Annotated in this window: 20 protein-coding genes; 14 read left to right on the top strand and 6 right to left on the bottom strand. The window is 38.9% G+C overall.

Features of this window, described 5'->3' with window-relative positions; all coding sequences use genetic code 11:
* Positions 1–496: 496 nt before the first annotated feature.
* The 8 genes from ORNRH_RS11520 to ORNRH_RS02970 all read left to right on the top strand — a co-directional run bounded on the left by ORNRH_RS11520 (position 497) and on the right by ORNRH_RS02970 (position 8869).
* The gene (locus ORNRH_RS11520; RefSeq protein ID WP_081484575.1) at positions 497–1102 is read left to right on the top strand and encodes a hypothetical protein; all 606 of its coding nucleotides are present in this window, start codon (positions 497–499) and stop codon (positions 1100–1102) included.
* A gap of 21 nt (positions 1103–1123) precedes the next feature.
* Positions 1124–2764, top strand: coding sequence for a hemagglutinin-like protein (locus ORNRH_RS03000; RefSeq protein WP_014790441.1), 1641 nt, complete (start codon positions 1124–1126; stop codon positions 2762–2764).
* An 11-nt stretch (positions 2765–2775) separates the two neighbouring features.
* Positions 2776–3852 (top strand): DUF5977 domain-containing protein, encoded by a 1077-nt coding sequence (locus ORNRH_RS02995; RefSeq protein WP_014790440.1) that lies wholly within the window; start codon positions 2776–2778, stop codon positions 3850–3852.
* Between the two features lie 171 nt (positions 3853–4023).
* Positions 4024–4743 carry a DNA-binding domain-containing protein gene (locus ORNRH_RS02990; protein WP_014790439.1) on the top strand — a complete coding sequence of 240 codons (720 nt, stop codon included), beginning with the start codon at positions 4024–4026 and terminating at the stop codon, positions 4741–4743.
* A 389-nt stretch (positions 4744–5132) separates the two neighbouring features.
* Positions 5133–6539 (top strand): aspartate ammonia-lyase, encoded by a 1407-nt coding sequence (gene aspA / locus ORNRH_RS02985; RefSeq protein ID WP_014790438.1) that lies wholly within the window; start codon positions 5133–5135, stop codon positions 6537–6539.
* 145 nt (positions 6540–6684) lie between these two features.
* Positions 6685–7344 carry a hypothetical protein gene (locus ORNRH_RS02980; protein WP_014790437.1) on the top strand — a complete coding sequence of 220 codons (660 nt, stop codon included), beginning with the start codon at positions 6685–6687 and terminating at the stop codon, positions 7342–7344.
* A gap of 16 nt (positions 7345–7360) precedes the next feature.
* Positions 7361–8464 (top strand): alanine racemase, encoded by a 1104-nt coding sequence (alr, locus tag ORNRH_RS02975; RefSeq protein WP_014790436.1) that lies wholly within the window; start codon positions 7361–7363, stop codon positions 8462–8464.
* Positions 8465–8530: 66 nt separating this feature from the next.
* On the top strand, positions 8531–8869 hold the full coding sequence (locus tag ORNRH_RS02970; protein WP_014790435.1) for a DUF2853 family protein: 339 nt from the start codon (positions 8531–8533) through the stop codon (positions 8867–8869).
* A gap of 127 nt (positions 8870–8996) precedes the next feature.
* On the opposite strand, the gene sucC is transcribed toward ORNRH_RS02970, so the two are convergent.
* Together sucC and ORNRH_RS02960 are read right to left on the bottom strand one after the other, a co-directional pair.
* Positions 8997–10190, bottom strand: coding sequence for an ADP-forming succinate--CoA ligase subunit beta (gene sucC / locus ORNRH_RS02965; protein WP_014790434.1), 1194 nt, complete (start codon positions 10188–10190; stop codon positions 8997–8999).
* A gap of 136 nt (positions 10191–10326) precedes the next feature.
* Positions 10327–10806: a hypothetical protein gene (locus ORNRH_RS02960; protein WP_014790433.1), complete on the bottom strand. Its 480-nt coding sequence runs from the start codon at positions 10804–10806 to the stop codon at positions 10327–10329.
* A 241-nt stretch (positions 10807–11047) separates the two neighbouring features.
* On the opposite strand from ORNRH_RS02960, the gene ORNRH_RS02955 reads away from it, so the two are divergent.
* Positions 11048–11932, top strand: coding sequence for an IS982 family transposase (locus tag ORNRH_RS02955; protein ID WP_014790432.1), 885 nt, complete (start codon positions 11048–11050; stop codon positions 11930–11932).
* Positions 11933–12030: 98 nt separating this feature from the next.
* On the opposite strand, the gene ORNRH_RS11515 is transcribed toward ORNRH_RS02955, so the two are convergent.
* The 4 genes from ORNRH_RS11515 to nagB form a co-directional block, all read right to left on the bottom strand.
* Positions 12031–13404 carry an endonuclease gene (locus ORNRH_RS11515; protein ID WP_014790431.1) on the bottom strand — a complete coding sequence of 458 codons (1374 nt, stop codon included), beginning with the start codon at positions 13402–13404 and terminating at the stop codon, positions 12031–12033.
* Between the two features lie 15 nt (positions 13405–13419).
* Positions 13420–14619: a tRNA 2-thiouridine(34) synthase MnmA gene (mnmA, locus tag ORNRH_RS02945; RefSeq protein WP_014790430.1), complete on the bottom strand. Its 1200-nt coding sequence runs from the start codon at positions 14617–14619 to the stop codon at positions 13420–13422.
* A 279-nt stretch (positions 14620–14898) separates the two neighbouring features.
* Positions 14899–16848, bottom strand: coding sequence for a DNA topoisomerase (ATP-hydrolyzing) subunit B (gene gyrB / locus ORNRH_RS02940; protein WP_014790429.1), 1950 nt, complete (start codon positions 16846–16848; stop codon positions 14899–14901).
* A 317-nt stretch (positions 16849–17165) separates the two neighbouring features.
* The gene (nagB, locus tag ORNRH_RS02935; protein ID WP_014790428.1) at positions 17166–19151 is read right to left on the bottom strand and encodes a glucosamine-6-phosphate deaminase; all 1986 of its coding nucleotides are present in this window, start codon (positions 19149–19151) and stop codon (positions 17166–17168) included.
* A 317-nt stretch (positions 19152–19468) separates the two neighbouring features.
* Between nagB and ORNRH_RS02930 the strand changes: the two genes are divergently transcribed.
* The 5 genes from ORNRH_RS02930 (at position 19469) to ORNRH_RS11510 (ending at position 24966) form a co-directional block, all read left to right on the top strand.
* A complete protein-coding gene (locus tag ORNRH_RS02930) occupies positions 19469–20392 on the top strand; it encodes a nucleotidyltransferase family protein (protein WP_014790426.1) in 924 nt (307 codons plus the stop codon).
* A 6-nt stretch (positions 20393–20398) separates the two neighbouring features.
* Complete coding sequence (locus tag ORNRH_RS02925) at positions 20399–21424, top strand: phosphotransferase enzyme family protein (protein ID WP_014790425.1); 1026 nt, start codon at positions 20399–20401, stop codon at positions 21422–21424.
* A 706-nt stretch (positions 21425–22130) separates the two neighbouring features.
* The gene (locus tag ORNRH_RS02920; RefSeq protein ID WP_014790424.1) at positions 22131–22793 is read left to right on the top strand and encodes a hypothetical protein; all 663 of its coding nucleotides are present in this window, start codon (positions 22131–22133) and stop codon (positions 22791–22793) included.
* A gap of 24 nt (positions 22794–22817) precedes the next feature.
* Positions 22818–23198 (top strand): hypothetical protein, encoded by a 381-nt coding sequence (locus tag ORNRH_RS02915; protein ID WP_014790423.1) that lies wholly within the window; start codon positions 22818–22820, stop codon positions 23196–23198.
* A 34-nt stretch (positions 23199–23232) separates the two neighbouring features.
* Positions 23233–24966, top strand: a complete 1734-nt coding sequence (locus tag ORNRH_RS11510; RefSeq protein WP_014790422.1) for a fibrobacter succinogenes major paralogous domain-containing protein — start codon at positions 23233–23235, stop codon at positions 24964–24966.
* The last annotated feature ends 10 nt before the right edge of the window (positions 24967–24976 follow it).

The raw sequence follows: 24976 nt of genomic DNA, 5'->3' as shown, positions 1-24976 counted from the left end.
ACACACACACACACACACACACACACACACAATTATATACCTTATAATATAGTTTGTCTGTTTGCTTGTGCAAATGCTTCTTTCCTTTATTTAAAAACCAAAAATATTGTTGCTAGCTTGTTGCTAGCTATACTATATTGTATAAAGAGACTAAAGCCAAAGTTCCGTTTGGGAGCATTGGCTTTATGTTTATCTAAAAATAAATGTTTTTGCAGTGCCCCACACTGTAAAATACTTCTTTTCATACACTCTCATGGAACGAGCTTCCTAGTAGAATGTTTTTTTTCATACTTAATTTTTCTATCTAAACAGATAGGAAAGTTGTTATGTAGAGTTCGCTATGAGAATAGCCGACAATCGTTTTTAAGTTTTGGCCTTGCTGTGGAAATCCCCTAACTCCACGGTAAGGCTTTTTTTTATGAAAATAAGGGGAATAAAAAAATAATAACAGATGCAAATATATAAACAGAATAGAAACTTTTTAAAATTAAATTTTATGAAAAAGACTTTATTATTAATGAGCTTATTACCATTAGCTGTATTTGCTCAAGAGAAAGGAAGAGTAGGGATCAATGAGGGGGATCCCAAAGCAACATTGGAAATTAGTGTTTCGAAGGAAAATGAAAGCACGAAAACCAAAGAGGGGATTTTAATACCAAGAGTGAGCCGCCAAAGAGCCGCAGATATGGGTTCTGATGTTACAGAATCTACACTTATTTATGTAGACGATATATCCAACGGAAGTCTTACAGGCACTACTTTTCTAGTAAATGAAAAAGGGTTTTATTTCTTTAAAGATAAAGTATGGAGAAAGATAGAGGGTACAAGTACTTTTACTAGAAATGTTAGAACAGCTTCTGAATTGACAGTAACTGTACTTCCTACAGATTATTTTATTTATATAGAGAGAGCTACCAAGGTAAATTTCCCAACACCAAATGAGGCGAATAAAGGACAAACCGTTTGTTTGTACTCTCCAGATACAAGCCCAGATCTTGCAGACCATGCTCATTTTATAGGTCAGTACCAAACATTACAAGAGGGAATTACATCGTGTTATATCTCTACCGGTAAAAAATGGCTTAACTCATCAGGGTTTTAATCATATAAAAATAACAACAAAATGAAAAAATATATACTATTAGGAGCGGTAGGGCTTAGCCTAAGCACCTATGCTCAAATAAGAACAAATAAAGATATTTCTCAAAATACAATTTCAAGTCAAACCCCTTTTCTAGATGCATCCTCCTCAGTTGCGTGGAATAAATCAACGAATATAGGAAAAGGTTTGGTGTTTCCGAGAACAGACTTAACCCAGCTTAAAACGATGGTAGCGGTGCCCAATGGTATTATTTCTGCCTACCCCAACCGTTTAGATGGGATGTTGGTGTATAACACCGCAACGGGTACTTCTGGGATAGGGAATGTACAAGTAAAACCAGGCTTTTATTACTACGAAAACAAAAGTACCAATCTCAATGGAGGGACATGGAAAGCTATGGGAGCTGGAGCTGTTGGAGGTATTTATCAAGCTGGAGCGGGGTTAAAGCTTTCAGGTAATACTTTCTCTAGCTCAGGCTTAGAACAAATTACAGAAAATGGGAAAACGGGTTGGGCTTTGGTGAGAAGAGGGCAAGACCAAGCCTTTGGAGATACAGGTTTGGATGCCGTTACATTTACCTCTGCAAGAGAGCATCAGTCCCCAAACAACTATGGAGCTACTGGTGATTATTCTTTAGCTGCGGGTTGGCGTACCAAAGCCTCTGGAAATTCTTCTGTGGTATTTGGATCTGAGTCGATAGCCTCTGGCGCAAATTCTGCTGCAATAGGGTATAAGACCAAAGCCTCTGGAAATTCTTCTACTGCGATGGGGGTAAAAACTACAGCTAGTGGAGATTCTTCCACTGCGATGGGGGTTGAAGCTACCGCTAGTAGTACTGCTTCTACAGCGATGGGGTATCAAACGACCGCTAGTGGGGGAACCTCTACAGCGATGGGGTATCAAACGACCGCTAGCGAGAATTATTCTACAGCGATGGGAAATCAAACGACTGCTAGTGGGTATTCTTCCACTGCGATGGGGAATAAAACGACTGCCTCTTCTTGGGCGACTGTTGCGATGGGGTATCTTAATACAGATGAAACAAATCCAAAACCAAATTCTTTTGCTAAAAGTGATAAGAATCGTTTAATGGTTTTAGGAAACGGAATCAGAGATACAAAATCCGATGCTTTTACAGTGCTTAGAAATGGGCAAGTAGGAGTTAATATTAGTAACTTTGAGACTAATGACAACGATGCGAAACTACAAGTAAATGGTAGCATTCTTTCTTCTAGCCTAAAAGGAAGTGGCGAGCGCGTGGTAGTAGCAGATGCAAATGGGGTATTGAAAATAGGCTCTGATAACGGTGTAGGGAAAACTTATACAGCTGGTACAGGTATAGAAATTAGCAATTCGAATGTTATCTCTACAAAATCCCCAATCAGAACGGTTACAGGAGATATTACACTTGGAGCTACGGATAATGGTGGCTATGTCTATGTAAATAGTACTAATGCTGCTACCGTTACGGTACCATCTTCTTTGCCTGCAGGCTTTAGTTGTGTGGTGGTGCAAAAAGGCACAGGGCAAGTTACCATAGCTGGTAGTGGCGTGGAATTGGAAACTGCAAGAGGTAAGAAAACAAGAGCTAAATATTCTGCCATAGGTGTCATTAAAGATACTGCAAGCACTGCTACGATTACTGGAGATGCAGTTAATTAAAAAATAAAACAATGAAGCGAGTTTTAGTATTTTTAATTTTATTTTTTAGTGGCATAGCTATAAACGCACAGGTGGTATTGCAGGCGTTAGAAGCTCCAAAAACCTATACATCCTCTCAAAGGCAATCTTTTAGCAAGAACTTTACCAGAAACAACTGTGCTAGTGGCTACACAGGTACCGCTGTAATTTACCAAAGAGAAGCTACCGCAACGGCTACAAGTACAGTGAGCCAAGCAGATGCTGACCAAAAAGCGAAAGCTAAGGCACTGGAGGAAGCAAAAAAATTAGTAAATGAAGGAGGACAGGCGTATGCCAATACGAATGGAAAATGTAACGCTAATACCTACACCTCTACGCAGACGAGAAGCTATAGCCGTAGTTTTACCAGAAACAATTGTGGTAGCAATTATTATGGGACAAGTGTAACTTATCGTAGGGAGGCAACAGAAACCGCTACTAGTACCATAAGCCAGTATGACGCCGACCAAAAAGCAGGAAACGCAGCTTATGCCGAGGCTCAAAGACTTGTAAATGATTACGGACAAGCCTATGCCAATAGCAACGGTTCTTGTAATTACTACAACCCAAATCCACCAAGTAGTGGCGGAGGCGGTGGAGGTGGTCGTATCTATACTTCTACAAAAAGTCATACCGCACGCAAGAGTTATAAAAGAAATAATTGTGGGGTAGGGAAATATGGAGGAGATTATTTAGTTACATATACAGCTACAAAAACAGCTACTAGCAGGATTAGTCAGGATGACGCCGATTTAAAGGCAATAGAAGCGGCAGAAATAGCTGCGCTTGATTTTGTTTGGGGAAAAGAAGCACAAGCTGAAGCAAATCTCTTTGGTGCATGTATAGAAAATCCTTGGATAGAAACTGTCGTTTATAAATGTTCAGATTTTATTAAACCATCATGGGAAGATAAAACATATACATTTACTGGAGAAGTGTATTGGTATTTAAGTCAAAGTGAGGTTGATAATAGATGTACTGGTATACGAAGAGACTGGGGATTTCTATGTAGAGATAAAGAAGGTCATACCTTTAGGGTTGAAAGTTGTACACATAGAAGGAAATATTAATGGAAAGGATATTTTATATAAAATCTTCTTTAAATATATTAAGATAGATGAGGTAGACGATGGATCATATCATATTTTTATGAAGTAATGAAAATTCCCCTTTCAGAGAGAGGGGAATTTATTTAAGAAGAATATATCAATAAAGTTTAACCCATAAAAAATAACACAAATATGAACAATTTAAAAGCATGGCTTCGTCCTAATCTTTTAACCAAGGAGGATAAAGCCGATTTTGTTGCCGTTCCGTTGATGAACGGGAGCCTAGGGCTCAAAGAGGTGGTAGAAGCTCTACAAAAAGAGGGTATGGAAATCCAAACCGAAACTGCCATAGACATCATTACACGCTTTAACCGTAAAGCCTCGGAATTGGTATTGAATGGATACAGCGTAAACACAGGACTAGTGTATATGCGCCCTGCCATAAAGGGTGTGTTCTATGATAAATCTTTTGATAAAGAAAAGCATTCGGTGTATGTGAATGTAAACCAAGGCTTAGAATTAAGAAAAGCCAGCGAAGATACCAAGGTGGAAATACTCGGCGAGCAAGCCAGCCCGATGAGCCTATTTAGCATTACCGACAAGGCAACAGGCAAGAGCGACGGTACCCTCACTAAAGGGAAAAACGCCGAAATCAAAGGCACATACCTCAAAATTGCCGGCGAAGACCCTAAGAATGGAGTAACCTTTAAAAACCTAGACAATCAAAAGGAAACCAAGCTCCCTGCCGAGAATGTGGTACTTAACGAGCCTTCTCGTTTGCTGATTTTGGTGCCTGCGGATTTAGCCAATGGCAATTATGAGTTACGTGTAACCACGCAAAGCTCTACGGGTTCGGCATTGCTCAAAGAGCCTCGTACAGAATCTTTGAACATACCTATCGTTATTGCCTAAAGGTCAAAAAAGGCTTATTTTACAATATGGAGGGTTCTGCTCGCACGAGCAGAACCCTTTTGCTTTATAAGGCAGGGGTGTTCGTTAGCCTAAGGACAGGCACCCTGTTAGCCTAAGGACAGGCACTCTGTCAGCCTAAGGACAAGCACCCTGTTAGCCTAAGAACAGACACTCTGTTAGCCTAAGGACAAGCATTTAGTTTAAGTCTTAATTCTTTACTTTAAATTCAGGGATAAAACAAAAGGAGGAGGAAATAGAGGAATAATCATTTTGGTAAAATAGGGCGAAAAGAATATTTATAGTTCCATGAGAATTTATGCGTGAAAATATTTTTAAATCAGATAAAGAAATTTGTACCTTTACCTCAATATTAAAAATACAAACAATCTATGCAAGAATTTAGAATAGAATCTGATTTGCTAGGAGACAAGCAGGTTCCCAAAGATGCTTATTATGGTGTGCAAACCCAGCGTGCGGTTGATAATTTCTTTATCACTGGTAAGAAAATGGGGGATTATTCCGAATTTGTGAAGGCGATTGCTTATGTTAAGTTAGCCGCAGCACAAACCAATTACGAGCTTGGGCTTCTAGATGAGAAATTATTAAAAGCCATTACACAAGCCTGCGAGGAGATCATCGATGGGCAATTTCATGACCAGTTCCCTGTAGATATGATTCAAGGGGGAGCGGGAACTTCTGTGAATATGAATGCTAATGAGGTGATAGCCAACCGTGCGCTCGAAATCATGGGCTACGAAAAAGGGGATTATCAGCACTGTTATCCAAACGATCATTTGAACCTTTCGCAATCTACCAACGATGTGTACCCTACCACGGTGAAATTGGCGGTGATTAATATGAATAAAATTCTGGTAACCCATATCCAAGAGCTGGTACAAGCTTTTAGAAACAAAGGAAAAGAATTCGAAGATGTCATTAAAATGGGGCGTACGCAATTGCAAGATGCCGTGCCTATGACTTTGGGGCAAGAGTTCGAAGCCTTTGCTGCCAACTTGGAGGAAGAAATTGCGAGATTGGATAATAACGCTAGTTTATTTTTAGAAATCAATATGGGAGGAACAGCCATCGGTACAGGATTGAACGCTCCGCCGAGATATGCTAAGCTATGTGCGGCTAATTTGGCTAAACTCACAGGGGATCCGTTTGTTTCTGCGCCCAACTTGGTAGAGGCAACACCAGACACAGGTTCTTATGTAATCTATTCTTCAGCCTTGAAGAGATTAGCCGTAAAACTCTCAAAAATCTGTAACGATTTGCGTTTGTTATCCTCTGGGCCTAGAGCGGGATTGAACGAAATCAATTTGCCTAAAATGCAGCCAGGTTCTTCCATCATGCCAGGGAAAGTAAATCCTGTGATTCCAGAGGTCGTAAACCAAGTATGTTTTAAAGTATTTGGAAATGATTTAACGGTAACTTTCGCTGCCGAGGCAGGGCAATTGCAATTGAATGTAATGGAGCCTGTATTGTGCGAATCTATCATCGAATCCATTGAATTTTTGCAAAGAGCAATTACCACCTTGCGCACCAAATGTGTGGAAGGCATCACAGCCAATCGCGAAGTTTGTAAAAACATGGTGATGAACAGCATCGGAATCGTAACCGCATTGAACCCTTATATTGGGTATAAAAACAGCACCAAAATCGCTAAAGAAGCTCTAGAAACAGGCAAGTCTGTATATGATTTAGTGCTTGAGCACGGTTTGTTGTCCAAAGAGAAATTAGATGCCATTTTAGACCCAGAAAAAATGCTTGCCTCTCACGATTTTGTGAAGTAAAAACAGGACTTTAAACATCATTTAAAAGCTCTTTTTTATTACGAAAAAGGGCTTTTTTTGTTAAATAAATTGGCAATGGTTTTAAAAATATAAAAGAAAACCATTTTTTAGTAAAATTCTTTATAAATTCGTAGCAAAATTAGATATGAAATATACAAGAATATACGCATTTTTAGCAATTTTATTTTTCTGGAGCTGTGATTTGAAGAAAGATTCGAAACCGAGCGACTTGCCAGATACTCCAGAAACAAAAGTAGAAAAACCAACCGAGGAAATAGTAACCAATAAGCCCAATGAATTTAATGCTTGGGTAGACTACTACAAGAGATTGCAGAGTGATTTCTCTACCGAGAATTTTAAAAAAGATGGCACTTTTGAAATCATTAGAGGCAATAGCAGCGTTGTTCCCGTGTGGGACAAGAATTTTGATCCCTTGTACAAAGATTATCTAATTTACAATTCAGATTCTACACAATACATCGACATCGATAGCTACAAGTGGGGAATGGATAAAGATAAGAAATTGCAAATCAATGCAGATCAAGAGGTGGTTTTGGTAAACATTCCAGAGAAAAAAGTGCAAAGAATCGTGTTCTATGGCCCAGCCTATTGGGTAGAGGCGGCTTATTTTAAAAATGATTCTACCGTGGTGTTGCTTGAAAACTCAGAAGAGAATATTCCAGCGTACCAAGAAATCAATTTAAACAATAATACTACCGATTATTATTTGTATTCTGAGCCACTTAAAAAGCCCTCAGAATATCTAAAAAAACGAATTTTAAGTATTTATAACAAAGACCTTTAATCAAAATTTACTATAAATGCTTTATAGCAGACATGCCATTTTGGAGATAGACCTTGCAGCGATTAAAAGCAATGTGGACTATGCCAAGCAGAAAATGAACCCCGAAACAAAGCTAATTGCCATGGTGAAAGCCAATGCTTATGGGCTCGGGGCGGTGGAGATTTCTAAAGCACTAAACGACCAAGCAGATTACTTGGCAGTAGCCTTTGCCAAAGAAGTTGCCGACTTGCGCAAAGCGGGGATCGATAAGCCCATTATGGTGCTCAATACCGATGAAATCGCTTGCGAACAAGTGATTGATTTAAACGCAGAGCCGTCGATTTTTAACTTTAGAATCTTAAATCTTTTTACCCAGAAATTAATTGATAAAGAAATTCAGCAAGCCTATCCTATACATTTAAAGCTTAATACAGGAATGAATCGTTTGGGCTTTGGCGAAAGCGATTTGCATGAATTGATCGCGCAACTTGCCGACAATCCGTATGTTAAGGTAGCTTCTGTTTTTTCACATTTTGCGGTGAGCGATGAGCCCGACGGCGAAGAATTTACTACCGAGCAGTACAATCGCTTTGACGAATATTATGAGCGAATTGCCTTTAACTTAGGCTATCGCCCATTGCGCCATATTGCCAATTCTGCGGCGATTTTTCGCTTTCCCAAATTTCAGCTGGATATGGAGCGTCTGGGGATCGGAATGTATGGGGTGGCTGCCACAGAAGCAGAGCGCGAGAACCTCGAAATCGCAGTGAGTTTAAAATCGTTTATCTCTCAAATTCGCGAAATTAAAGCAGGCGAAACCATAAGCTATGGCAGAAGGTTTAAAGCAGTAAACGATATGAAAATTGCCGTAGTTTCGCTCGGATATGCCGATGGTGTACATCGTAGCTTTAGCCAGAAAGGTTTTGTGTGTATTCATGGGCAAAAGGCACCGATCACGGGAACGATTTGTATGGACATGTTTATGGTAGATGTTACCCATATTGATTGCAAAGAAGGCGATGAAGTCGTGGTTTTTGGCGAAAATCCTAGCATTTATGAAGTGGCAGAGGCGGCAGGAACGATTCCTTACGAAATCATCACCTCGGTTGCGCCACGCGTGGAACGCGTATATTTGAAGTAAAAAATAGTTAAAATTTTGATTTTCAGTTATTAATTGCTAAATTTAGCCTGTCAAAAAATTAGAATTATGAGCAAATTTGATGAAAAAGTAACTGAAATGTTGGGCGTGATGAAAGAGAAAAACATTGCGTGCAATCAAGCATTATTCACCAAGGTGGTGAAGGGGCTAGGTCCATCTATTTACAATGCAGATTCTGCCTTTGTTTCCACTTCAGATAAAAGCGAAGTGGAGCGAGTGAAACAGAATTTCTTAATTAAAAAATTAGGACTCTCTGAGGCAGATGATTTAGATGGGGCAATCAAAGAAGTGGCAGAGAAAATGGGGAAATCTAATCCGAGAAAGTACCGTGCGATTTTCTATTATCTTTTAGCCGAACACTTTGGTAAATTGAGCGTGTACGAATAGTTTTTTCAATTTTTATAATATTTAAGAGAGGAGCAGCTACCAATCATCGGGTAGTTGCTTTTTTTGCATAAAAAAATCCGTATGAAAGGAAAATCATACGGATTTTATATTTTGCTTGATTGAATTATTAATCAATAACTTCTCTCACCTTGTCGGCTACCTCTTGCAATGTGATGGCAGAATAAACTTTTAATCCGCTTTCATCAATCATTTTCTTAGCTTCCTCGGCATTGGTTCCTTGCAATCTTACGATGATTGGCACAGTGATGGTGTCTCCTAGATTTTTATAAGCTTCGATGATACCTTGCGCTACGCGATCACATCTCACGATTCCACCGAAAATATTTACCAAAATTGCACGAACATTCTCATCTTTTAAAATAATGCGGAATGCTTTTTCTACACGCTCGGCATCGGCAGTACCACCCACATCAAGGAAGTTGGCAGGGTTTCCGCCAGAAAGTTTAATAATATCCATCGTTGCCATGGCAAGTCCAGCTCCGTTTACCATACAGCCCACATTTCCGTCGAGTTTCACGAAGTTTAAGCCAGCTTCTCCAGCTTCTACTTCGGTAGGATCTTCCTCACGAATGTCGCGCATTTCTGCGATGTCTTTGTGTCTGAAAAGTGCATTGTTGTCGATAGAAACTTTGCAATCTACTGCCAAAATTTGATTGTCTGAAGTTTTTAAAACTGGATTAATCTCAAACATGGAGGCATCAGATTGAATGTAAGCCTCGTACAGCGCGTAAACAAATTTCACCATATCTTTGAAAGCATCTCCCTCTAGTCCTAAATTAAAGGCAATACGATTGGCTTGGAATGGGCGCAATCCCACTGCTGGGTCGATGATTTCTTTAAAGATTTTATCAGGCATTTTTTCGGCAACTTCTTCGATGTCCATACCTCCTTCTGGAGAGTACATAATCATATTTTTTCCTGTTGCGCGGTTAAGCAATACAGACATGTAGTATTCTGCAGTAGGGTTTTCGCCTGGGTAATAAACATCTTCGGCAATTAATACTTGGTTTACCAATTTACCTTCGGCAGATGTTTGGGGCGTTACGATGCGCATTCCCAAAATTTTAGAAGAAATTTCTTTTACATCTTCTAGGGATTTAGCCAATTTTACACCGCCTGCCTTTCCGCGTCCTCCAGCGTGTACTTGTGCTTTGATTACATACCACTGAGTTCCTGTAGAATCAGTAAGGCGTTCTGCCATTTTCACTGCTTCTTCTGGAGTAGACGCTACAATCCCTCTTTGGGTTTTCACTCCGTATCTACCTAAAAGTTCTTTGCCTTGATATTCGTGAAGATTCATTATGTTTTATTTTTTTGATTTCTACAAATATAAAAAATATAGATTATTTTCTATTAAGTATTTTTGAAAATTCAAAAAGAGCGATTGATTTTTTTAATTCTGAAAAAAGAAATACAATTTTATCGCTCGCGCTATTTTAGTTTTTGTTTTCCTCGGTTCCATCATCTAGTACTTCGTCTTTGTCACTTTCCTTTGAGGTGAGAGTTTGGTAGACAAAATAAGCCACGACAATCCCTACAATGACTACCATTCCTAAATACTTGTCCCAGAAGCTCACTTTGGAAAGGAGTTCGTCATGGCTCGGTAAGTTGTTCTCTTTCAAAACCTCCTTCATGGTTTCTTGGGGAATGTCGTAATATAAATCCTTGGAAGTGCTTAACCCAACAAGCTGAGGCGATTCCGTAGGCCAAACAGGTAGCTCCATCACAGTGAATACTGTATATTTAGCCCCGACATCAATATGGTCTCCATAATCGCCTTGGTATTCATCGGTGTTGGGGAGGTCTGCAACTTTTTTGATTTTTTCTACATTTCCTACCTTAATTCTGGCTGCATGTGCTTGGTTGATTGCGGTTCCAGCTACTAGGAGCAGTAGCCCAAAAATAAACTTTTTCATGTGTTGTGATTTTATGTTGTTTTATTAAAATCAGATTGATTGATATGTGAAAATGCTTGTTCTTTTTCGTTAATATTGAGTTGTTTAAGTTGTGAAATATTGACAAAAATAATAATAAATAATAGACGGAGATACAAATAGGTTTAAAAAATTTTTATTTGAACCCGTAGTGCATTATAAAAAAGGTTGCCCATGAGCCTAAAGAAAAGTAAATTGCATTGGTTACCCATCAAATACAATTATGAGCAACCTAGAGGCAAGTTACAATTTTATTTTGAATAAACTAATAGAAATTTCAGGAACTGAAAATTTTTATTTTAAACCAGTGAAACCAAAATTATCTGATATAGAGCTGATAAGCTTAATTATTTTAGCAGAATTTAAATCTATCGATTCTGAGTACCAGCTTTTTAGAGAGATAAAAGGTTGGGCTATTGAATCTAAAATTGAAAGGAGTGTTTACAACAGAAGAAAACGAAAACTCTTCCCTTTTCTTGAAGAAATTAGGTGCAAAATGGTGAAAAAGTTCAATGATTTTGAAAACTATTTCTTGGTGGACAGCATGCCTTTAGAAGTGTGTAAATTATCCCGCTCTTCCAGAAGCAAAATCTGTAAAGAAAATAGCTTTTCAATGCCAAATAAAGGTTTTTGTGCTTCTCAAAATCTACACTTTTATGGTTACAAGCTACATGCGATCTGTTCTATTGCTGGTGTGTTCCAAAGTTTTGACTTATCTCCCGCCTCCGTTCACGACATTCATTATTTGAAAGACATAAAACTTCAAATTTCTGATTGCGTGTTACTTGGAGACAGGGGCTATCTTTCTCAAACGGTTCAGCTTGACTTGTTCAATGAGGTGAAAATCCAGTTAGAAACCCCTAAAAGAAAAAATCAAAAAGATTACAAAACTCAGTTCTATCCATTCAGAAAGTGTAGAAAACGTATAGAAACTTTATTCTCGCAGTTGTGTGACCAATTTATGATACGGCGTAATTATGCCAAATCTTTTGAAGGATTCAAAACAAGAATATTGGCAAAAATTACCTCCTTGACTACTATTCAATATCTCAATAAATTTGTCTTTCATAGTAACATTAACAATTTAAAAATTAACCTCATTCGATAATGCACTACGGGTTATTTGAATATTTAATTGAAACAATGAAGGGGATGAATTTTCTAATATGAAAAAAGCTGCGTTCATTGAACGCAGCTTTCACATTTTTAAAGGACTAATATTTTTTCTTGATGAGAAGGTGTTTTAAGTATATAAATACCTTTTGTCAAGTTTGAAATATCTATCGTATATCCTCCTCCTCTTTCGTGTATAAATGGATTGACGATATTTTTCTGTAATCTTCCTTGCAAATCATAGATTTTTATCCATTTTATATTTTGCAAGTTTTTACCATCAACATTCAATTTGCTATCGGTTACAGGGTTCGGGTAGAACACGAGATCTTTGTTGGTTTTTGTCGAGTTTGTAATGTCTGGGAATCCCGCGGGTGTGGTGAAATCAAATGTTTGGCTTTCTCCCGTAGTTTCGCCATTAGATTTTTTGGCTACAACTTTGAAAGTGTATGAAGTTTCTGGCTGAAGTTTGGTAATTAAAGCTGTGTTGGTAAAAGCCTTTTGTTTAAAAGTATCGTTTGCAAATACATCATAATAAGCCACACTTCGGTAGTTTTCTGGTAAATCCCAAGTCAATGTAAGATTGGTAGGGTTTACATTACTTGCACGCAAATTTTGAATACCTCTGTCATTTGTGTCTTCTGGCTGGTTTGGAGCGGGAGAAACAGGCGTTTGTATGCCATTCCCCCAATTGTCTTGAGCCGCAGGACCTCCCCAAATGCGTGTAGCCAAATTTGGATTATCGATAAATGGATTTCTATTCCCTTGCACCTTTGCGATAGCTTCGTTTCGTTGTTTTTCAAAATCAGAAACGGGATCTTCAATATTCCATTTTAGGAAAATGTCTGGGAAATCTTTTGAAAAGGTATAAGGAGCCATTCCCACGCGTTTTGGATTGCATCGCTCGCCGTAACGCACTGCCATATACATCATCATACGCGCCACATCGCCTTTCCATTCGTCGCCAGGGAACCAGCCGCCACGATTGGTTTTGTAGGCTTTGGCTCCACGACCGTCGTCAAATGGTAAACTGCCACGGTCGCTATTGAGTGGCGGGTCGGCAGGTCGTAAATGATGAGCATCTGCGCCTGGTCCTTCACTCCCTAAATTAGGATTACCCAAGGCTCTTGCATAAACATGCTCTTTGTTCCACTGATCTTTTCCTCCACCAGTATTGTTTTTATTTCTGTTTCTAGCATGTTTTCCGTTGTTGTTTTCGCTTCCATAAATTAGCAAAACATTATTCGGATTTTGAGGATCGCGATCGCTCACTTTTAGCACCCCGTTTACTTCGCTATAATTTAATGTTCGTTTATGTGTTTGGGTAATTAGTTGGCTTAGCTCTTTTTTAAAAGCTTCGCCTGTTTTGGTTAAATCTAAACTTTTATAATAATCTGGCACTTGCGCCCAAGTGCAGATGCTTACTAAGAATAAAAGTAAAAAGTTTCTATATTTCATTGTCTTCATTTTGTTTAAATATTTTTATTGAATTACACCTGAGCCCAAAAGTTCATCCTCACGATACCATGCCACAAATTGCCCTGGTGTGATGGCAGATGGCGCTTTTTCAAATAATACATAAATGCCACTTTCAAAACAGAATAATTCGGCTTTGATTAATTTTTGGCGATAACGAATCCTTGCTTCAACTTGCATGGTTTCGTTTGGTTTTAAGGCTAAATCTTCACGAATCCAGTGTACATCTTCTTTTGGTACAAACAAGGCTTGCTTGTAAAGCCCAGGATGATTATTCCCTTCGCCCACAAACAATGTGTTTTGTTCCACATCGGTATCTATGACAAAAAGTGGTTCTTTTTTGCCACCCACGCCAATTCCTCTGCGCTGCCCAATGGTGAAATAGTGTGCTCCGTCGTGCTCGCCAACCAAAATCCCGTCGAACATCGTGTATTTAAACTTTCGCGAAAGCCACTTTAATTCCTCTTCTTTAGATTCGAAATTAGGTTTTTCTTCGTGATAGCCTGGGTAATCGGCTGGGATTTCCACAATTTGCCCTTTTTTGGGTTTTAATTGTTGTTGCAAAAACTCAGGCAATCGCACTTTTCCGATAAAGCACAAACCTTGCGAATCCTTTTTATCCGCTGTCACAAGTTCTTGTTCGCGTGCGATTCTGCGCACGTCGGGTTTTTCTAAATGCCCGATAGGGAACATCGCCTTTGATAATTGATATTGATTGAGCTGGCACAGAAAATATGACTGGTCTTTGTTTTTGTCGGCACCTGCCAAAAGTTTATAAACTTCTTTGCCGTCTATGATTTCGGAAGATTTTTGACAATAATGTCCCGTTGCCACATAATCAGCACCAAGTTTTAAGGCAGTTTCAAGGAAAATATCAAATTTGATTTCGCGGTTGCAGAGCACGTCGGGATTGGGCGTGCGCCCTTGCTCATACTCGCGGAACATATAATCTACAATGCGTTCTTTGTAAGTTTCGCTTAAATCTATGGTTTGAAACGGAATGCCCAATTTTTCCGCAATCAACAGCGCATCTGCGCTATCTTCCACCCAAGGGCATTCGTCTTCGAGCGTAACCGATGCGTCGTTCCAATTGCGCATAAAAAGCCCAATCACTTGGTAGCCTTGTTCTTTTAGTAAATACGCCGCCACGCTGCTGTCTACTCCGCCCGAAAGCCCAATTACTACTTTTATTTCTGAATTTTGCATTGCTACAAAGTTACAATTCTTTTTTTGAGAAAAAAGTGCGTTTGGAATAAGAAAACATTTATTTAACGAAGAAGATTATTGTGCGTAATATTTAGTGATGAATTGAGGTATCTTGGAGCAGATTTTTAACATGTGCCTAAGCATCGCTAACCTTCAATTTTGTAAAAGCTAAAAATATGGATTTTGGCATGTTTTAGCTTAAATCATATAGTTTTAAACAATAAAAAAGGCAGAAAATCAATTTTTCTGCCTTTGGTGTAATTAAATAAATTAAAATGATTACGCATCAATATTTGCGTAAACTGCATTTTTCTCGATAAATTCACGGCGTGGTGGTACATCGTCGCCCATAAGCATAGAGAAGATTCTGTCTGCTTCAGACGCGTTTTCGATGTTTACTTGACGAAGCTTTCTGTTCTCTGGATTCATGGTAGTGTCCCAAAGTTGTTCGGCATTCATCTCACCCAAACCTTTGTATCGCTGAACGCTGATACCTCGACCTGTTCCATCTGGAGACATTTGGCGTTGAATTTCTTCGCGTTCCTTGTCGCCCCAAGCGTAAATTTCTTGTTTTCCTTTCTTTAATAAATAAAGTGGTGGCGTAGCGATATAGATGTTTCCGTTCTCGATAAGCTCCTTCATATAGCGGAAGAAGAAAGTAAGAATCAAAGTGGCAATGTGGCTACCATCGACATCGGCATCGGTCATAATCACAATTTTGTGATAACGCAATTTCTCGGTATTTAGTGCCTTGGCATCTTCTTCGGTGCCTATGGTAACGCCTAGAGCAGTAAAAATATTTTTGATTTCTTCGTTCTCAAACACTTTGTGTTGCATGGCTTTTTCCACATTCAGGATTTTACCTCTCAATGGCAAAATCGCTTGGAAATGGCGATCACGCCCTTGTTTAGCCGTTCCGCCCGCAGAGTCCCCCTCCACAAGGAATATTTCTGATTCGTAAGGATCTTTAGAAGAACAATCGGCAAGTTTTCCTGGCAAGCCGCTACCGCCCATTGGGCTCTTGCGTTGCACCATTTCTCTTGCTTTTTTAGCCGCTTGGCGCGCTTTGGCTGCTAATACGACTTTGTCCACGATGATTTGTGCCTCAGATGGGTTTTCTTCTAGATAATTGGTAAGCATTTCGCTCACGATTTTATCCACCGCACCGCTTACTTCAGAGTTTCCTAATTTAGTCTTAGTTTGCCCCTCAAATTGAGGCTCCATTACTTTTACAGAAACCACGGCAGTGAGCCCTTCTCTAAAGTCGTCTCCTGTAATCGAGATTTTATCTTTTTCTTTGGCAGACATTTTCTCGTCGGCATATTTTTTAAGCGTACGAGTCAATGCACGACGGAATCCTGTAAGGTGTGTACCTCCTTCGTGGGTGTTGATGTTGTTTACATAAGAATGTAAATTTTCGTTGAACGAAGTGTTGTAGCGCATCGCCACTTCTACAGGGATATCATCGATTTCGCCTTCCATGAAGATTACTTTCTGCATCAAAGGTTCGCGGTTTTCATCAATGAACTCCACAAATTCCTTTAGCCCACCTTCTGAATGGAATACTTCTGAAAGATAATTTCCATTTTCATCTTTTACACGCTCATCGGTAAGCGTAATGCTGATTCCCTTGTTTAAGAAAGAAAGCTCTCTTAGACGGGCAGCAAGCGTTTCAAAACTATATTCTGTGTGGTTGAAGATGGAGTCATCTGGAGAGAAAGTAACGGTAGTTCCTGTTCTGTCGGTTTCTCCGATTTCTTGCACATCGCCCAAGGCTTTGCCTCGTGCATATTCTTGTTGGTATATTTTTCCGTTTCTGTATACGGTGGCTGTAAGTTTATTAGAAAGCGCGTTTACACACGAAACACCCACACCGTGCAATCCACCAGAAACTTTATATGAATCTTTATCGAATTTTCCACCTGCACCGATTTTGGTCATTACAACCTCTAGGGCAGATTTACCTTCTTTTTTGTGAAAATCTACTGGGATACCACGCCCGTTATCTTTTACGGTGATGGATTCGCCTTCGTGAATAATCACATCAATCATACTACAATAGCCAGCCAGTGCTTCATCTATAGAGTTGTCTACCACCTCATACACCAAGTGGTGCAATCCGCGTTTTCCCACATCTCCAATGTACATAGAGGGGCGTAAACGCACATGCTCCATACCTTCTAGCGACTGAATACTATCGGCGGTATATTGTTTTTGATTTTCGTTCATTGTTTAATTTTCTGTATTTCTATTCTGAATTAACAAAGATACGAAAAAATATCGTTTTAGCCTATAAAATTCAAGGACTTGCTTTGATAAAGTTTTATTAAAGGCAGGATTTATTTCCATTAAAAATATAATTAAATCTGTGGAGAAAATGATTTTTGGCTAAATTTTCTTTTCACCAAATTTTTATGATTAAAGCTAAAAGACTTTTGATTAAAAAATGCCTTAAAATCGATTTTTTAATCCATTAAAAATAAAAAAAAAGGAAGGCTCCGAAAAACCTTCCCTTCATTAATATTAACATAAAAAACCATGTTTGCTTATGGAATGTATCTTACAAAACCTTCCATTGCTTCGTATTCTGCTAAGCCCAATTTATTGTAAAGATCTGCAGTTTCACGGTTTCTATCTTCGGCACGTTGCCAGAATAGACGAGAGTCTGTCCCCATAAATGGAGCTGCTTCCATTTGAGATTGGTGTCTCAAAATGGCATTTCGTTTTTGTCTTAATTCGCTTGGAGACATTGGTACAGCCATTTCAATCTCGTTGATTGGCCATTCTTGCCATGCGCCACGGTACATCCATACCCAGCAGTCTTTTAGCCATTCGTCGCCGTCTTCTTTGATTTCATCAAGGGCTAAGAAAATAGCTTCTAGACATACTTTGTGTGTTCCGTGAGGATCCATTAAGTCGCCCGCAGCAAAGATTTGGTGTGGCTTGATTGAGCGTAAAAATTCTTTTACGATGTCCACATCTTTTTGGCTAAGGTCGTTCTTTTTCACTTTTCCAGTTTCGTAGAAAGGTAGGCGTAAGAAATGAGCATTCTCTTCTTTCACACCGACATGGCGGCAAGCAGATTTAGCTTCTTCTTCTCTTAATAATCCTTTTAAATTTAAGATTTGAGGTGTGATGGCTTTGAAGTTTTCAGCGTCATCTAGCTCGCTCAAATATTGAGTTAAGTTTTTGTAAGTTTGAGATGAAGTGTCTCCGTTTTCTTCTAGGTAGTTTTTCATCAACAGCATTGGACGGAGCAATTCATAATCAGCCACGGCAATGTTTCCAGAAACTTGGTAAGCTACATGCACATCGTGCCCTTGCTCTACCAATCTTCTCAAAGTTCCTCCCATAGAAATCACGTCATCATCTGGGTGTGGGCTAAATACGATCACGCGTTTTTGCGCAGGGTCTTTACGCTCAGGGCGTTTAGTCTCGTCAGCGTTTGGCTTTCCACCTGGCCAACCAGTGATGGTGTTTTGTAAGTCGTTAAATACTTGAAGGTTTACATTGTATGCAGAACCATAAGTTACGATAAGTTCGTTTAAGTTATGGTCTGTATAATCTTTATTAGTAAGCTTTAAAATTGGTTTTTCAGTAGCGATGCATAATTGAACTACGGCGCGTTTTACCAAGCTTGGAGTCCAGTTGCAAGTACCCACTTTCCAAGGAGTTTTTACTCTTGTAAGGTCTCCTGCTGCATCAAAATCTACGATATATTTAGTATTTTCGTGTCTTTGCAGGTAGCTAGCAGGAACTTCGTCTACCACTTTACCTTCCACAGCTTTTTTCACGATGCTTGCTTTTTTATCTCCCCAAGCTAAAAGAATGATTTTTCTAGCTTTAAAGATAGAACCAACTCCCATAGTGATAGCTCCTTTAGGAACATTGTTGATTCCTCCAAAATCTTTGGCTGCATCTCTGATAGTTAGCTCATCAAGTGAAACTAAACGAGTGAATGTATTCATGTGAGAACCTGGCTCGTTGAATCCGATGTGCCCAGTTCTACCAATGCCTAAAAGTTGTAAATCGATTCCGCCAGCTTCGTCGATAGCTCTTTCGTATGCTTGGCAGCTTTCTGCTAATTTTTCCACAGGAACGCTTCCGTCTGGAATATGAATGTTAGCTGGGTCGATGTCTACATGGTCAAACAAATGCTCATGCATGAAACGATGATAAGATTGAGGCGCATCAGCCTGCATTGGGTAATACTCATCAAGGTTGAAAGTAATCACATTTTTGAAGCTAAGTCCTTCTTCTTTGTGCATTCTGATGAGCTCGTCATAAGTTGCAATAGGGCTACTGCCAGTTGCTAAACCAAGTACGCATTTTTGGCCAGCGGCTTGTTTTTCTTTAATTAAATCGGCGATTTCTCTAGCTGCCACTTTTGAGCCTTCGAGAGCGGTGTTGAAAATTTCTACTGGAATTCTTTCTTCTCTTGTGAATTGAGAAAGTTCTAAAGCGTCTTTTGCTTGTTTTAAAAGTACTTTGTTTTTCTTAAGTGATGGATTTTCTTCTAATATGTTTTTCATAACAATGGATGTGTTTAAATAGAAAGCATAAAAGTACGGCGAAAAATCTTTTTATACATAATTTTTGATGCGAAATGTGGAAAAAACAATTATGAAAATTATCATTTGTTTAATCCTTAGAAAAAACCGATATTTAGTTAATGTTTCTGAGGGAAATGATGACTTAAGAAATAAAAGTGGGAAGAAAATGAAAAAATCTCTTCAGATAAAGTAGAAAATCATTAACTTTGAAGAGTTAGCTAAAAAGTAGCTAGTATGCTTTTATGGGTGAAATAAGAAAGGAAAATATATAAATAGAAAAAATAAATTTAAGAATTATGAGTGATACAATGACTTTAATGGTGTTAGCCGGTGGACTAGGAAGCCGCTATAAAGGACAAAAGCAAGTAGATCCCGTAGGCGACAACGGTGAATGCCTTATGGAGTTTGGCTTATACGATGCAATTAATAATGGAGTGAATCATGTGGTGTTCATCGTAAATGATCAAATGCCAGAGGAAATCAAAGAACATTTAAGAAAACCGCTAGACGAGCGTGGAATCAAAGTAGATTTTGTGCTTCAAGCAATGCCTAAGGCGGTGCCAGAAAAATATGCTGATTTAGTGCCTTTGCGCCAAAAACCTTGGGGAACTGCACACGCAGTGCTTATGGCTAAAGATGTGGTGAAACAGCCATTTGTTGTGATGAACGCAGACGACTATTACGGAGCGAATACTTTTGAATTGGCGCACGAATTAGTAAAAGCTGGAAAAATCGATGCTAAAAACTACGGAATGGTAGCATTTGAGCTTGAGAAAACTTTGAGCGACAACGGTACTGTATCTCGTGGAGTGTGTGAAGTGGAAGATGGTAAACTTAAAAAAGTAACCGAAATCCTAAAAATCATCAAAAAAGACAATGGTGAAATCGTGAACGAAGCAGATCAGCCAGAAAAAGTAGATTTACAACCAAAATCTAAAGTGTCTATGAACTTCTGGATCCTTGATCATACTATTTTCCCAAGCTTGCAAGAAGGCTTCGAAGATTTCTTAAGCAAAATTGAAAATAAAGAAAAACAAGAATACTTTATACCTTTATATATAGATAACCAAATCCAGAAAGGAGAACTAAATGTTTGGGTAGAGCAAAGTAAAGAAGACTGGTTTGGGATGACTTATCCAGAAGACAAACAGCTGGTAGTAGATGATTTGAAACAAAAGACCCAAGACGGAAAATATAATAGTCCACTCTGGAAAAAATAAAAAATCATGGAGGAAATAGTAAAAAAGTTTTTTGGTAAAGACGCAGATTTCGGATTGCAAAAAAATGAGATGGGGCACATCAATACCACTTATGTTTTGCGAGATGAAAACGGTGCCTATGTACTTCAAAAATTTAATACCAATATATTTGAGCAGCCCGAGGTAATCGTGGAAAATATGCTAAAACTAGCCGATCACCTAGAAGCTAAAAACTACCCGCATGCTATCTTGAGACCTAAGAAAACGGTGCGTGGAGACTATTTAGTAGAGGGCGAAAACGGTGTGTGGCGTGTGATTCCTTTTATCGAAAATACGCAGTGTATCGAAACGGTGGAGAGCCCAGAGCAGGCTTATGAGGTAGCAAAATTTATTGGAGAGTTTCATTCTTATGTTTGCGATTTGGATGTGGAAGGTTTAAAAGAGCCAATTCCAGGATTCATCAATTTTGCCAAAAGAATGCAAGATTATGAGCAATCGCTTAACAATGCAACGCCAAACAGAAAAGAGCTAGCACTTGAGGCAATTACCATTGTAGAAGAGTTGAAAGAAATTCCTAAAAAATGGTTGGAAATCACTTCGCAAGACGGGTTCCCTAAACGCTTGATTCATGCCGATCCAAAAATTAGTAACATTCTTTTGAGTGCAGACGACAAAAACAAACCTGTGGCGGTAATCGATCTAGATACGCTTATGCCAGGTACTATTTTGTACGACTTTGGAGACATGGTTCGCTCGTACACCAACACGCGCGACGAAGACGACCCAACGCCAAACAACTTCTCAAAAGAGAACTACGAAGCCATTAAAAAAGGATTCTTGGAAAACTTAAAAGATAAGTTGACACCACAGGAATTAGAAAACTTTGACTTGGCGGGAGCAACAGTGGTTTACATCCAAGCGGTGAGATTCTTGACCGATTTCTTAAACGGTGATGTTTATTTTGCTGTAAAGAGGAGGAACCACAATTTAGATAGAGCTATGAGTCAAATAAATCTATTAAAAGGAATTTTAGACGCAGCACATGTCGTTTAAATTTTTAAGCTGAAGATTTTTATAACTAAGAGAGAGTAGCCATGTGCTGCTCTCTTTTTTAGTTGAAATGAAAAACTTTAACATGCCAAAGGCTTGTAGTTTTTAAAACATTTTATAGCTTTGCGGCAATTCTATGAAACAGTGTGTGCTACATATAATGAATTGTGATAAGTTTAACATCTTTTTCTTGTTTATCTCGAGAAAAAGTGTAAACACACACAGTATAATTGTGCGTGTATAGTTTACTTTCTACGATTTGCATTTGCAAGTAGTTTCCCATTCATTTTAAAGATAAAAAACAGTGTTGCTAGCTTATGGCTAGCTACACTATATTGTATCCATAAAATAAAGCCAAAGTTCCGTTTAGGAGCTTTGGCATTTTTGTTATGTACATCTTTTTATTCCCTAATAGAGAGATGTTTTTGCAGTGCCCCACACTGTAAAATACTTCTTTTCATACACTCTCATGGAACGGGCTTCCTAGTAGAAAGTTTTTTTTCATACTTAATTTTTTTAGCCGAGAGGCTAGAGGAGTTATTTAGTAATGTTCGCTATGAGAATAGCCGACAATCGTTTTTAAGTTTTGGCCTTGCTGTGGAAATCCCCTAACTCCACGGTAAGGCTTTTTTTATGAAAACAAGGGGAATAAAAAATTAATAACGGAGACAAATATAAACAGAATAGAAACTTTTTAAAATTAAATTTTATGAAAAAGACAATGTTAAGCTTAGGAGTATTCGCCTTGTTAGGCTTGAGTACCCAAGTATTCGGACAAGCAGTGGTGGAGACCGCAACGCCAAGCGAGTCTCTAAAAGAAAACGCGGTGGGGATTAATACCGATGAGCCTACCGCAAATCTAGATGTAGCAGGTAATGCAAGGCTACGCAAAACCAGAGAAGCAGTATTGCCTAAAGTGCAAGGCACTCAATTATTAGTAATAGACAAAGATGGGAATATTCTAGGTTTGCCTATTAAAACTACTACGCTGAAACAGCTAGAGGCAGGTGGTGCTGCTAGTGGTGGAACTCAAGATGGAGATGCTTCTTCAGGAGGAGGAAGCTCTTCTGCAGCACCAGAGGTAACCTTAGATAATATTACAGGAAATATTAGAGAGGTAAGACATATTACTCCAACAGAGTGGGCAAAGTCAAATACATTTGCCTTAATACAAACTACAACAGAAACTATAGATTTGCCAGATCCTTCTGGTTATACGAATAGAATTATTTCTGTAAATAATCAGGCTGGAACGCAGTTAAATTATGGAGGAAAAAATAGTCCAAAAACAGTATCAACTTTATTTGCAGGTAAAGGACATATCTTGATGTCTGATGGTACTAACTGGTATGTGATAGGAGGAAGTTACTAATCTCTAAAAAACATAAGATAAAAGATGAAAAAGTTATTATTATTGAGTATGCTGTTTATAGGAGTATTTACATATGCACAGCAAAATAAAACGTTAGACAATTTAACGGGGAACATCCGTGTGGTAGAGCATATCACGGTAGCAGAATGGACTAAGCCCAATACCTTTGCTTTGGTGCAAACAGGAGGCGAACCGATAGAGCTACCACCAGCTTCAAATTATGCAGATGGTAGAATTATAGCAGTGAATAATAGTTTCCCATATATTAAGAGCGATCCTTTAACTGTAAAACGCCCCTATGCCGAAGCTAATAAGCCAGAAGGTACCAGTGAATTATATGCTGGGAAAGGACATATTTTGATGGCATATAGAGGGAAATGGTATATCATCAGTGGTAGTTGGTAATTATTAATTATAAAGATTTAAAATAGAAAGTAAAATGAAAAAACAATTATTATTTTTAGGTATGCTCCTATCGGGTACAGGAGCCTTTGCCCAAATCAATACACAGGGGAATATAGTCCCATCAATAAATGGTCAAAATCCTTTTTTAGATGCTTCGGGCTACAATGCTGTGGGAAATAGCATAGCAAAAGGTTTATATTTTCCTAGTGCGGATTTGACTAAATGGGAGTTTAATGTGGGGGTAGTAAATCCATCCACTTTCTCTAGCTATTTTGATGGAATGGTAGTGTATAACTCAGGTGCAGGTAAAACCTTGGGAGATACTAGCAAAGGAGGAAAACAAGTAGATGTAACGCCTGGTTTCTACTATTTTAAAAATCCAGGACAGAGTTTCCCCGTAGGTAGTGTGGCTAATGGGCAGTGGGTGCGTTTAGGGGCTGAAGCTGTGGCAGGTAATACTACTTTAGGCACTTTGCCAAAATACACCACAACAGAAAGAGACAAGCTAAAAGGAGTAGAAGAAGGAAGCCTTATTTATAACACGACTACTAAACAAGTAGAGGTGTATAATGGTACAGGTTGGGATACCGTATCTGGAGTAGCTACCACCAACCCAGGCGGAGGTACCCCAGTATCTCCAGGCACAGGTGTAACGCCTCCAGGTGGAGGGGTACAGCCGCCAAGTGCTGGCACAGATCCTAGTACAGGCGGAGGAACCCAATCAAATCCTGGTCCTGGAGTTATAGCAGGAGGCATTAATGGAGGAGGCTCTGGTACAGCTACTATTAGTGCGACACAAGATATCTATGTGCCATCTTTGAAGATAAGCAATTATCAGGGGGTTATAAGAAAAATAACCGTTAGTATACCTTATACAGGAGGTAGAGGTACTTATGATGTGGTAGATCTCGTGGCGAGCAATGTAAGAGGTGAAGGTGGAGATGTAAATGATATTAGATTAAAGATCATAGGAGGAACATTTTCTTCTTCAGGAACAGTTACGGGTGAAATAGAGGTAAGAGGAGCAGATAATGCATTTAATGTAACAAAACTCGACCCTAATGTCTTTAAAACGATAGCGAGCTTTACTTTTAAGCTAGGAACTCAGACTCAGAAATTAAATGTAATTGCCACTGGAGGAGTTACAGATAAAATGTATAATGTTAAAACACATAATAAATTAGAGCACCAATTTGTATATGTTCCAATTATTTCTCCGAAGACAGGTAGAATATGGCTGAATAATAATTTAGGAGCAGAATATGCGAAGGTAGGATCCAAAGTATTTGCTCCAGAAAAGCATATGGCTGGAAGGACTGATAAAAATGCTGCAGGATCGCTGTTCCAGTGGCAAAGAGAGCCTGATGGAGCAGAGTTGGTAGACTGGTCTGGTTCTTCTCCAAGAATGGTTTATAGTGGAGGTCCTTGGAGAACGGATACGCATAGTTATAGTGCATTGAATTTATGGCAAAAACAAACAGCAAACAATCCGTGTCCTGCAGGATATCATGTGCCAACTATAAGTGAGTGGGTTGCGGAAGGTCCTTTAGAATATAGAAATGCGCCTCTTTATCCATTAGCATATGGTCATGTTGTTTTGTCTGGTTTTTCTGAAACATTTTCGCTTAACTCGGGTTCTGATGATGAATTTTGGACATCTACTTCTAGTAATGCAACCACAGCTAAAGTTGTGGATACGGATGGCTGGAGTCCTGATACATCTTTTAATAAGAGTTGGGGGTTACCTGTACGCTGTATAAAAGACTAGTAAATTTATT

This window comes from Ornithobacterium rhinotracheale DSM 15997 (genome assembly GCF_000265465.1).
GTDB classification, from domain to species: domain Bacteria; phylum Bacteroidota; class Bacteroidia; order Flavobacteriales; family Weeksellaceae; genus Ornithobacterium; species Ornithobacterium rhinotracheale.
The sequence above is the reverse complement of the archived record's forward strand: the minus strand, read 5'-3'. Positions and strand labels throughout refer to the sequence as shown.

What these genes read in the sequence shown, in the direction of transcription:
- nagB (WP_014790428.1), bottom strand. Translation starts at nt 19,151, where the DNA reads ATGAAAAACATATTAGAAGAAAATCCATCACTTAAGAAAAACAAAGTA.
- ORNRH_RS02920 (WP_014790424.1), top strand. Translation starts at nt 22,131, where the DNA reads ATGAAAAAGACAATGTTAAGCTTAGGAGTATTCGCCTTGTTAGGCTTG.
- ORNRH_RS11515 (WP_014790431.1), bottom strand. Translation starts at nt 13,404, where the DNA reads ATGAAGACAATGAAATATAGAAACTTTTTACTTTTATTCTTAGTAAGC.
- aspA (WP_014790438.1), top strand. Translation starts at nt 5,133, where the DNA reads ATGCAAGAATTTAGAATAGAATCTGATTTGCTAGGAGACAAGCAGGTT.
- gyrB (WP_014790429.1), bottom strand. Translation starts at nt 16,848, where the DNA reads ATGAACGAAAATCAAAAACAATATACCGCCGATAGTATTCAGTCGCTA.
- ORNRH_RS03000 (WP_014790441.1), top strand. Translation starts at nt 1,124, where the DNA reads ATGAAAAAATATATACTATTAGGAGCGGTAGGGCTTAGCCTAAGCACC.
- ORNRH_RS02955 (WP_014790432.1), top strand. Translation starts at nt 11,048, where the DNA reads ATGAGCAACCTAGAGGCAAGTTACAATTTTATTTTGAATAAACTAATA.
- alr (WP_014790436.1), top strand. Translation starts at nt 7,361, where the DNA reads ATGCTTTATAGCAGACATGCCATTTTGGAGATAGACCTTGCAGCGATT.
- ORNRH_RS11510 (WP_014790422.1), top strand. Translation starts at nt 23,233, where the DNA reads ATGAAAAAACAATTATTATTTTTAGGTATGCTCCTATCGGGTACAGGA.
- ORNRH_RS02995 (WP_014790440.1), top strand. Translation starts at nt 2,776, where the DNA reads ATGAAGCGAGTTTTAGTATTTTTAATTTTATTTTTTAGTGGCATAGCT.
- ORNRH_RS02930 (WP_014790426.1), top strand. Translation starts at nt 19,469, where the DNA reads ATGAGTGATACAATGACTTTAATGGTGTTAGCCGGTGGACTAGGAAGC.
- ORNRH_RS02960 (WP_014790433.1), bottom strand. Translation starts at nt 10,806, where the DNA reads ATGAAAAAGTTTATTTTTGGGCTACTGCTCCTAGTAGCTGGAACCGCA.
- ORNRH_RS11520 (WP_081484575.1), top strand. Translation starts at nt 497, where the DNA reads ATGAAAAAGACTTTATTATTAATGAGCTTATTACCATTAGCTGTATTT.
- ORNRH_RS02970 (WP_014790435.1), top strand. Translation starts at nt 8,531, where the DNA reads ATGAGCAAATTTGATGAAAAAGTAACTGAAATGTTGGGCGTGATGAAA.
- ORNRH_RS02980 (WP_014790437.1), top strand. Translation starts at nt 6,685, where the DNA reads ATGAAATATACAAGAATATACGCATTTTTAGCAATTTTATTTTTCTGG.
- mnmA (WP_014790430.1), bottom strand. Translation starts at nt 14,619, where the DNA reads ATGCAAAATTCAGAAATAAAAGTAGTAATTGGGCTTTCGGGCGGAGTA.
- ORNRH_RS02925 (WP_014790425.1), top strand. Translation starts at nt 20,399, where the DNA reads ATGGAGGAAATAGTAAAAAAGTTTTTTGGTAAAGACGCAGATTTCGGA.
- ORNRH_RS02990 (WP_014790439.1), top strand. Translation starts at nt 4,024, where the DNA reads ATGAACAATTTAAAAGCATGGCTTCGTCCTAATCTTTTAACCAAGGAG.
- sucC (WP_014790434.1), bottom strand. Translation starts at nt 10,190, where the DNA reads ATGAATCTTCACGAATATCAAGGCAAAGAACTTTTAGGTAGATACGGA.
- ORNRH_RS02915 (WP_014790423.1), top strand. Translation starts at nt 22,818, where the DNA reads ATGAAAAAGTTATTATTATTGAGTATGCTGTTTATAGGAGTATTTACA.